Source organism: Bradyrhizobium guangdongense (assembly GCF_006483445.1).
Lineage (GTDB): Bacteria > Pseudomonadota > Alphaproteobacteria > Rhizobiales > Xanthobacteraceae > Bradyrhizobium > Bradyrhizobium guangdongense_A.
In genome coordinates this window covers 19,965-29,408 of record NZ_PPPT01000001.1, presented here as the reverse complement: position 1 = coordinate 29,408, position 9,444 = coordinate 19,965, and the positions used below count along the sequence as shown (strand labels likewise).

At 63.6% G+C, this 9,444-nt stretch carries 8 protein-coding genes and 1 pseudogene; 5 read left to right on the top strand and 4 right to left on the bottom strand.

Annotated elements, in window-relative coordinates; all coding sequences use genetic code 11:
• Positions 1–211: pseudogene (locus tag C2U70_RS00155) on the top strand (MFS transporter); the annotation flags it as partial.
• A gap of 42 nt (positions 212–253) precedes the next feature.
• A complete protein-coding gene (locus C2U70_RS00150; protein WP_140975836.1) occupies positions 254–445 on the top strand; it encodes a hypothetical protein in 192 nt (63 codons plus the stop codon).
• Between the two features lie 2 nt (positions 446–447).
• Here C2U70_RS00150 and C2U70_RS00145 read toward each other — a convergent pair whose 3' ends face one another.
• From C2U70_RS00145 to dmeF, 3 genes are all read right to left on the bottom strand, one after another.
• On the bottom strand, positions 448–1,326 hold the full coding sequence (locus C2U70_RS00145; protein WP_140975835.1) for a DMT family transporter: 879 nt from the start codon (positions 1,324–1,326) through the stop codon (positions 448–450).
• 89 nt (positions 1,327–1,415) lie between these two features.
• A complete protein-coding gene (locus tag C2U70_RS00140) occupies positions 1,416–2,237 on the bottom strand; it encodes an N-acyl homoserine lactonase family protein (protein ID WP_140975834.1) in 822 nt (273 codons plus the stop codon).
• Between the two features lie 11 nt (positions 2,238–2,248).
• Positions 2,249–3,199: a CDF family Co(II)/Ni(II) efflux transporter DmeF gene (gene dmeF / locus C2U70_RS00135; RefSeq protein ID WP_140975833.1), complete on the bottom strand. Its 951-nt coding sequence runs from the start codon at positions 3,197–3,199 to the stop codon at positions 2,249–2,251.
• Between the two features lie 200 nt (positions 3,200–3,399).
• On the opposite strand from dmeF, the gene C2U70_RS00130 reads away from it, so the two are divergent.
• Positions 3,400–4,218: a chromate resistance protein ChrB domain-containing protein gene (locus C2U70_RS00130; RefSeq protein WP_140975832.1), complete on the top strand. Its 819-nt coding sequence runs from the start codon at positions 3,400–3,402 to the stop codon at positions 4,216–4,218.
• Positions 4,218–5,603, top strand: coding sequence for a chromate efflux transporter (gene chrA, locus C2U70_RS00125; protein WP_140975831.1), 1,386 nt, complete (start codon positions 4,218–4,220; stop codon positions 5,601–5,603). The genes C2U70_RS00130 and chrA overlap by 1 nt, the downstream gene beginning before the upstream one ends.
• Before the next feature lie 148 nt (positions 5,604–5,751).
• Here the strand turns inward: chrA and C2U70_RS00120 are convergent, their stop codons facing one another.
• Positions 5,752–8,133: a calcium-binding protein gene (locus C2U70_RS00120; RefSeq protein WP_140975830.1), complete on the bottom strand. Its 2,382-nt coding sequence runs from the start codon at positions 8,131–8,133 to the stop codon at positions 5,752–5,754.
• Positions 8,134–8,443: 310 nt separating this feature from the next.
• Between C2U70_RS00120 and C2U70_RS00115 the strand changes: the two genes are divergently transcribed.
• A complete protein-coding gene (locus C2U70_RS00115) occupies positions 8,444–9,436 on the top strand; it encodes an AraC family transcriptional regulator (RefSeq protein ID WP_140975829.1) in 993 nt (330 codons plus the stop codon).
• Positions 9,437–9,444 lie beyond the last annotated feature (8 nt).

The following is a 9,444-nucleotide window of genomic DNA, read 5'->3' as shown; positions in this document are numbered from 1 at the left end:
GCTGCCGCTGTCGATCTTCGGCCCCAAGGATTACGGCTACCGGCTCGGCATCATCGGCGCGCCGGCGCGGATGGCGCAGGCGGTGGCGCCGCTCGCCTTTGGCCTCTTGATCGACGTGATGGGCACGAAGGTGCTGATCGTGTCCTCGGCGCTGAGCCTTGCCGCGCTGGCCGCGCTGTTCCTGATCCGACAGGAACGCAAGCCGGCCTAGATTGGTCTTTCCTTGCGTGGAACTTTCGCGCAAAAGCAGGACATGACCGACAAGTCCAATCCCCCCGGCGCTCTCAAGCGCTTCGCCTCATGGGCCACCACGCCGCCGCAAGCCTATGGCGTCTATCTCGTCGCCGTGGCGCTGGTGTTTTTGCTGTCACTCTATGCCGGCACGATGAAGCCGAAGAAGACGCCTGAGAGCGTTTCGCCGCCGGTGGCGGCACCGCGAAGCTGACGTCAGGTGCTCTTCGCCTGACTGGTCGCGATCCAGATGCCGGCGAAGACGGCGACCAGCCCGACCACAAGACTGGCCCTGATCGGCTCGCCGACCAAGAGCGCCGCAAGACTTGCCGCCGCGATCGGATTGACCGTCATCGTGTTGGTAACGCGCGTCGGGCTCGCCCGCTCCAGCGCCTTGACCCACAGGATAAAGGCGAGCGCACCACCGGCGACGCCGAGATAGGCACCGGCGGTCCACTGCGCGCCCGTAAAACCGCCCAGCGCCGCATAGCTGCCCTTGAGCGCTCCGGCGACAAGCAGGACAGCGGCACCTGCGCCCATCCCGACCGTGAGGAAACCGAGCGCGCTCGAGCGCTGCATCAGGGGGCGCGACAGCACATTGTAGAAGGCCATGCAGAATACGGCGCCGGTCATGATCAGCTCGCCGCGCCAGGCATCCTCCGGGCTCTCCGCAAGACCGGCCGCGAGTGCCGCCACCACACCCAGCACGGCGATGCTGACGCCCACCACCTTGCGCAGCGTCAGTCGCTCGACACCGAGCAGCGCGCCGACCACCATGGTGTGCAGTGGCAGCGTCGCGAGCGCGAGGCTCGCCCGCGCCGCGGTCGTGTAGCCGATCGCGATGTTGTAGAGGATGAAGAACAGGCCGAAGAAGCAGATGCCGAGCAGCAGGACCTTTGGGAGGTCTTGCACCGAGGGCCAGCGCACACGAAGCAGCAGCGCGGTCGGCAGCAGGCAGAGAAAGCCGATGCCCCAGCGCAAAATCGCGAGCAGCACCGGATCCGCGCCGAGGACGAGATAGCGCGTGACCGCGGCGGCCGTGCCGCCGAGGCCGGACGAGACGATGGCGATCGCAACCCCGACCCACTCCCCCAAGACCGTCTCCTCCGGAGGACACTTCCGGGGTTATCTAGCCCCGCGCTGCTGACAGCGTGGTGGCAGGAGCCGGATCGTAATCCCAGGCGTCAGTCGTAAAACTCCGGCGCCAGCTTCTGGCCGTCGCGCTGCGCCTTGTCGTGATTGATCCAGAGCTGCGCCTTTTCCACCGTCATTGTGTCGGCGATCTTCTGCATGGAGGCGGTCGTCTGGTCCTTGCTGACGTTCATCGAGGGAACGCGGCGATTATCCCAATTGTCCTTGAAATGAGCCGCGTCGCCGGACAGCACCACGGCACCGGTCTTCGGTAGTTTCACCAGCAGCGATTGATGTCCGGGCGTATGGCCCGGTGTCGACAGGATCATCACGCTGCCATCGCCGAACACATCCCGATCGCCCGTCAGCATCGTGACGGGATGCGAAGGCTTGAAGCGCGGCTCGTTGTTCGCACCGGGCCATTCATACTCGGCCTTCTGCACATAGAGCATGGTGGAGGGAAACATCTCGACATTGCCGGTGTGATCGGGATGCGTATGCGAGACCGCCATGCCCTTCAGGTCGGCAGGCTTGACGCCGAGCTGGTCGAGCTGCGCGGCGAGCGTCTTCGGCCGCCGCCAGGTGATGGCCTTGGGATCTGCAGGCACCAGCCCGTTCGGCATCGCGGCGACCGCATCGGAAATGCCCGTGTCCCACAGGAACCAGCCCTGGGCGTGCTTGATCAGATAGCAACTGTCGACAAAGTCCATCGACTTGCCTTCGTTCAACCCGGGCGTCCAGCGCGAGATATCGCCGGCGACCCCCTCCCCGCAATTGAGAATATAGAGGCGCTCGACGCCGGACGCCGCAAATGAAGCGGTTGCGGAGCACAGCAGTGCGATGGCAGCAAGCGTCAGTCGGATGGAGCGTGTCATCTGCTTCCTCTCTAGTGCGGACAGGTTTCGACCTCGACGGTGACGTGGCTCAGGCCCTTCAGCCCGGCGAGCCGCTTCTTGTAGACCGCCGGCTGTTTCGGCTTGTCCGAGACCAGCGACACCAGCACGGCGCGATGGCCGGGGCCGACCTGCCAGAGATGCAGATCGGTGACGCGGTCCTCGCCGACCTCCATGCGGGCGCGGATCACCCGTTCCATCTTCTCGTCGGCGCGGACGTCGAGCAGCACGGCGCCCGAGGCCTTGACCAGGCCGAACGCCCAGCTCGCGATGACGACGCTGCCGATCAGGCCGACCGCGGGATCCGCCCACACCCAACCCGAATACATCGCGACCAGAAGGGCCGCGATCGCCAGCACCGAGGTCGCCGCATCGGCCATGACGTGGACATAGGCCGCGCGCAGATTGTTGTCGTGATGATGGTGGTGGTGATCATGGTCGTGATCGTCATGACCATGCGCATGGCCGTGCCCGTGATCATGGTGATGGCTGTCGCGCAGCATGAAGGCGCTGGCGAGATTGACGCAGAGCCCGAGCACGGCGACCGCAATCGCCTCGCCATAGACGATCGGCACCGGCGTGATCAGCCGCAGCACGCTCTCATAGGCGATCTCGACCGCGATCACGCCGAGGATGATGGCGCTGGCGAAGGCCGCGAGATCGCCGAACTTGCCCGTGCCGAAGGTGAAATGCGCGTTCCCCAGATGCCGGCGCGCGAAGCGATAGGCGAATGCGGCGATGCCGAGTGCTGCGGCATGCGTGCCCATGTGCCAGCCGTCGGCGAGCAGCGCCATCGAACCGAACAGGGAGCCGGCCACGATTTCGGCCACCATCATCACGAGCGTCAGCGCCACCACGAACCAGGTGCGCCGCTCGTTCTCGTCGTGCTTGTCTCCGAGGAACGCATGCTCATGCGTCCATTGATCGATGGAATGGGAATGCATCGGCGACCGTCTCCGGAGTGGATTCCTTTCCCCGCAATATAGGCCCGACCGGCTTACGTTTCTAACGTTTGTGGGCTTCGAAACGGGCGGATTGACAGGCCCGCGCGGTTTCGGTGTAATGGCGGACATGGGGATTGAAGCGATCTCCCCGTGAGGCGCCAGCCCAAGAATCGCGTCCCGTCTCTTCACGAGGGCGCATCATGTCTTCTTTCACGACGATATCTTCTGACAAGCTCGCACGTCTCATCGGCACGGCGAACGCGCCGCTGCTGATCGACGTGCGCACGGCCGAGGATTTTGCCGCCGACCCGCGGCTGATCCCCGGCTCCATCAAACGCAGCCACGAGGACGTCCCGGCCTGGGGCGAGGAGCTCGAAGGCCGCTCGGCCATCATCGCCTGCCTGCGCGGGGCAAAACTCGCCCAGGGCACCGCGGCCTGGCTCCGCCAGCTCGGCGTCCAGGCCGAAACGCTGGATGGCGGTTTTGAAGGCTGGAAAGACGCCAAACTCCCGCTGATCGACAGCAAGAAATTGCCGCCCCGCGATGCCAAGGGGCGCACCGTCTGGGTGACGCGCGCGCGGCCCAAGGTGGACCGCATCGCCTGCCCCTGGCTGATCCGCCGCTTCGTCGATCCCAATGCGGTGTTCCTGTTCGTGTCGCCGTCCGAGGTGGTCGCCGTCGGCGAGCGCTTCAACGCCGCGCCCTTCGATATCGAGAACGTGTTCTGGAGCCACCGCGGCGAGCTCTGCACCTTCGACGTCATGGTCGAGGAATTTGGCCTTGCGACGCCGCCACTGCTCCGTCTCGCGACGCTGGTGCGTGGCGCCGACACCGCACGGCCGGATCTGGCGCCCGAAGCGCCGGGCCTGCTCGCGGCCTCGCTCGGCCTGTCCAGGATGTTTGACGACGATCTCGAACAGCTCGAGGCCGGCATGCTGCTTTACGATGCCTTCTATCGCTGGTGTCGCGATGCCACCACGGAGACCCACAATTGGCCGACCGGCAAGGCGAAAGCGTAATGGATACGCGGATTGAAACGAAGGGAGCTGATGCCGGTCACGGCGTCAGCTTCGAAGAGGCCTTCCGCGTCTGGCTGCGCGTCGCCGTGCTCTCTTTCGGCGGCCCGGCCGGCCAGATCGCGGTGATGCACCGTATCCTGGTCGAGGAGAAGAACTGGATCTCCGAGGGGCGCTTCCTGCATGCGCTCAACTACTGCATGCTGCTGCCGGGCCCAGAGGCGCAGCAGCTTGCGACCTATATCGGCTGGCTGATGCATCGCACCGCCGGCGGGCTGATGGCGGGCGGGCTGTTCATCCTGCCCGGCATCATCGCCATCATGGGCCTCAGCTACATCTACGCCATCTTCGGCAATGTCAGTTTTGTCGAGGCGCTGTTCTTCGGACTCAAGGCCGCGGTGCTCGCCATCGTCGTCGAGGCCGTGGTGCGCGTCGGCAAACGCGCGCTGAAGAACAACATCATGATCGGGCTCGCAGCGGTCGCTTTCGTCGCGATCTTCTTCTTCGCTGTCCCCTTCCCGATCATCATCATCGCCGCCGGTGTGATCGGCTATGTCGGCGCCAAAAGCGGCCGGAGCGAATTCGCGCCCGCCGCTCACGGCGGAAGCGGCAAGGCCGCCGCGATCGACAGCATGCTTGGCGAGGCCGTGCCCGATCACGTCCGCCCGAACACGGCGCACGCGATCAGGGTCGGCGCGGTCTGGCTCGCGCTCTGGCTCGTGCCCGTCATCGCGCTGCTTCTCGCGTTTGGCGAAGCCAACACGTTCAGCCAGATCGCGCTGTTCTTCTCCAAGATGGCGCTCGTGACCTTTGGCGGCGCCTATGCGGTGCTGGCCTATGTCGCCCAGCAGGCGGTCGAGCATTATCACTGGCTCAGCGCGCGCGAGATGCTCGACGGCCTCGGCATGGCCGAGACCACGCCGGGCCCGCTGATCATGGTGCTGCAGTTCGTGGGCTTCATGGCCGCCTTTCGCGACCCCAGCGGCCTGTCGCCGCTGCTTGCGGGCACGCTCGGCGGCCTGCTCGCGACCTGGGTCACTTTCACGCCCTGCTTTCTCTGGATCTTCCTCGGCGCGCCTTACGTCGAGCTGCTGCGCGGAAACAAGGGCCTCGCCGGCGCACTGGGCGCTATCACGGCCGCGGTCGTCGGCGTGATCCTCAACCTTTCGATCTGGTTCGCACTTCATACGCTGTTCCGCGAAACCACTCCGGTGCACGCCTTCCCGTTGTCCTTCGACATGCCGGTCCTGCGCAGCATCGACGTTCCCGCGCTGGTGCTATCGATCGCGGCCGCAACCGCGATCTTCCGCTTCAAGCTCGGCATGCTCACGGTGCTCGGCGGCGCCTGCACGGCGGGCGTGCTGCTGCGGCTGGTGGGAGTGATCTAGCGCCGCAACGATGCTGCCGGCCTTCGGACCAAACCTCGCTCCAAGACGACGCCAAAAGGACCATTTTGAACCAAACGTTCACCGCTACGGCGGCAGTGCATCAATGCTCGATTTCGTTGAGTGCACCGACGCCGTAAACATCGAACCTTCAGACGAACAGGAAATCCCCCTGGTCGATCTGGTTGATCGAGATGCCCTGAAGGAAGATGGCGCCACCTCCGGCAATACCGACTGTGGTGCCACCGTCGACGGCCGTCAGAGCCAGGTCGGCAAAGTGCGTGTTCAGTCCGCGCAAGTCGATGATGTCGTGACCTGCCGAGCCGTTTGCCGCATCGAAGTCGGTGATCACATCCATCCCCCCGCCGACCGTTCCGCGGAAGTAGGTATCGTGACCGCCGTTGCCGGTCCAGGTATCCGCCCCGTTTCCTCCAACGAACGTGTTGTTGCCGGCGTTGCCGATGCCGGTGTGGTCGGCATTGTCGACGAAGATGAGTTGATCCAGGTTCTTCGCCAGGGTGAAGTTCGATAGATACGTTTCAACCGTATCGAAACCTTCGTTCGCCTGCTCGACGAGCGTGTCGGATGAGGACTCCACCGCGTAGATGTCGTCTCCGGTCCCGCCCACAAGCGTGTTTGCGCCGGCGCCGGCGGCCAACACGTCATTGCCGCCAAGCCCGCTTAAGGTGTCGTTGCCGGCGCCGCCGAGAATGGTGTTGTCGCTTGTATTGCCGACGCCAATGAAGTTGCCGCCGCCGGTGTAGACGAGCTTTTCGACCTCAGGGGCAAGGGTGTAGGTTGAAAGCCATGTTTGGACCTGGTCGTAGCCTTCGCCGGCAAACTCCACGATCGTGTCGCCCGCGTTCTCGACCGCATAGAGGTCATCATTGGTGCCGCCTTGCAGCGTATTCGCGGTGTCGGAACCGCCGAGCAACACGTCATTGCCGCTGCCGCCAATCAGATAGTCCGCGCCGTCGCCGCCGATCAGCGTGTCGTTGCCGCCGTTGCCAAGCAGCGTGTCCTGTCCTTTCCCGCCCTCGAGCGCGTTATCAAGGCCGTTGCCGGCGAGCTTGTCGGCAAAAGCGCTGCCGATCACGTGCTCGATCGAAAACAGTGTATCGCCCTGGGCATCTCCGCCGGTGTTTTGGTTGGTAATAAGGTTGATGGTCACGGCCTGCGACGATGAGCTGTAGCTGGCGGTATCGAAGCCGGTACCGCCCGACAATATGTCCGCGCCGCTTCCCCCGGAAAACCAATCGTCTCCGGCATCGCCGGAGAGGTGATCGTTGCCGGCGCCTCCCCAGAGCTGATCATTCTGCGTGGTGCCGATGAGATCGTCATTCAAGTCGTGTCCGGCAAGAGTCAAAGAGTGCTCACGTGGATCGACGATCTGGCCATGAATGCCCCAGCCGGAGCTATCGCCCAGGGACAGCTTCGCCTGCCAGACGGTGGCGATTCGGCCGTCCGCGAGCATTGCCATCGATGGCAACGATTGCGGGTTCACATCGGCGTGGCTGATCAGGAACTCCGAACCGTCCTTGGCACCATTCGCCTTGAAAAGCTGGCCTCGGATGCTGTCGGTCTGGCCTTGTCCGTCATGAGCCCAGGCCACGAGGAGGCTGCCGTCCGGCCGGCTCACCAGGACGGGTGAATAATTGTCGCCGGTCTGATCCGTGTCGACGGACAGATCACCGAAGCCTTGCTTGACGCCTTGAGGATCATAGTACTCCAGCTTGATTTGATGGTGTCCGCTAGAGGAGTCCTCGAACGCGATGGCAAAATGTCCAAGTGATCCTTGCGCGACGACCGAGGGCGCCGCCTCGTCGCCGGACGTATTGGTGGCGACCTGGAATTCGGCTCCTAGCTTGCTTCCGTTGTGGTCGAACAGCTGAGCGCGCACGATGTCGCCGTTCCCATCACTCTGCACCCAGGTCGAGACGAAGTTGCCGTTGCCCAGTCCGGCGATCGAGGGACCGTATTGAAAACCGGTGGTCGTCGTGTTGAGCTGAAACTCGCTACCCTGCTTGACGCCATTGCTATCGAATATCTGTGCCTTGATGTCGTCGTGGTTGTTGTCGTCCCAGGTCACGACGAAACGTCCGCCGTCGAGCACCGAGATCGACGCATCCGTCTGATTGCCGGGCAGGTTCGTGTTAACGGTGAACTCGCCACCCGACTTCGAACCGTCCACGTTGAAGATTTGCCCCGTCAAGTTTCCGCCGGTGCCCGGAATACTGTCATCCGTCCAGACAACGACAAAGCGGCCGTCGGGCAACGCTGCGACGGAGGGAATCTGCTGGTGGTTCGCCGTGGTTGTATTGACGAGAAATTCCGCTCCGGCCTTGCTGCCGTCAGCGTTGAAGATTTGACCGCGAACATCCCAGGCCGTACCGGCGCCGAGCATTCCGCTCACGTCGGTCCACGTGACGACGAACCGACCGTCCGCGAGCCCGGCGGTCGCGGGCAGGAACTGGTCGTTGACGGTAGTGGTGTTGGCGAGGAATTCCGACCCCCATTTGATCGGCGTAGCCATGGCGTTCTCCTGATGTAATGGGCGCGATGGCCCGAAAGACGAATGCCATTCTGTCGAAGAACATTCTGGGAGGTTCGAGTTTTGAGAAATAATTTTTTAGTAAATGGCAGATCAGTAGAATAAACTACTATAGCGGCCCGCGCTGGCGGCGCGATCCGTTGCGCCGTTCCTATTCGTTTGCGGCTTCACGGTCGTGGACAGGGCGGTCAATTCAGATGGACGGGAGTGCACAGCGTTCCGCTGCCGGGTCGAACCGAATGGAACGTGGCGAGACACACCGAAATGGCCGCTGTTGGTCCGGAAACCCCAGATGTCAGGAATTCTCTCATCCCGCTTCTCGGCCGAGGATTTCGCTCCTCGCGAGCGACTGTCAGTGTGGCGCGAAGCCTATGGCCGAGCCGTTGCGAAGCTGGAATTGCAGCCAGTGTCGGAGGGCCCGTTTAGGGCAAAAGCGACGCTGCGTGCCTTTGACGGGCTCGGCCTCGTCACCATGGCCACACGGACGCTCAAATTCGAAAAGACGCGCAGCCTGATCGACTCGGACGACCTCGTTCTCGTGTGCGTGGAAACTGGCGGCTGGGTCGGATCGCAGCTGGGCCGTGAGACGCAACTTGGGCCTGGTGAGGCCACCATCTGCTGGAATGCCGATGTTGCTCAGGGTACGACGTGGGGAAGCCGATTCATGGTCCGCGTCCCGACGCAGGCGATCCGTCCGATGGTCGGAGATTTCTCGGCTGGGGTGTTGCAGCGCGTTCCCGCCGACAACGAGGCGCTCAGATTGCTGCGCGCCTATATGGTCGGCTTGCAGCAATCCGACACGACGCGCGAGCTGCAGCGGGTCGCCACCGGCCATGCCTACGACCTGTTCGGATTGATTCTCGGCACGAGCCGCGAACGGGCCGAACTCTCACGGGGGCGCGGGGTCCGCGCGGCCCGTCTCAAGACGATCAAGGACTTCATCTGCGCGCAGATCGCAAATCCGGCGCTCGATGCTCACGGCGTTGCGCATCAACACCGGCTGTCGGTGCGCTATCTACACCGGCTGTTCGAGGAAGACGGGCTCACCTTCAGTCAGTTCGTGCTTGGCGTGCGCCTTGCGCGCGCCCATCGCATGTTGACGGATCTGCGGTTTTCGAATCGTAGCATCAGCGACATTGGCTACGACGTCGGATTTGGAGACCTTTCCTACTTCTATCGGTGCTTCAAGCGCGAATACGGTCGCACGCCGTCTCAGGCGCGGGGCGATGCCGCGACCGGGACGTCGGAGGGTAACCCCTCCCGTTTCGCACCGGAAACAATCTAGCTGCTTTG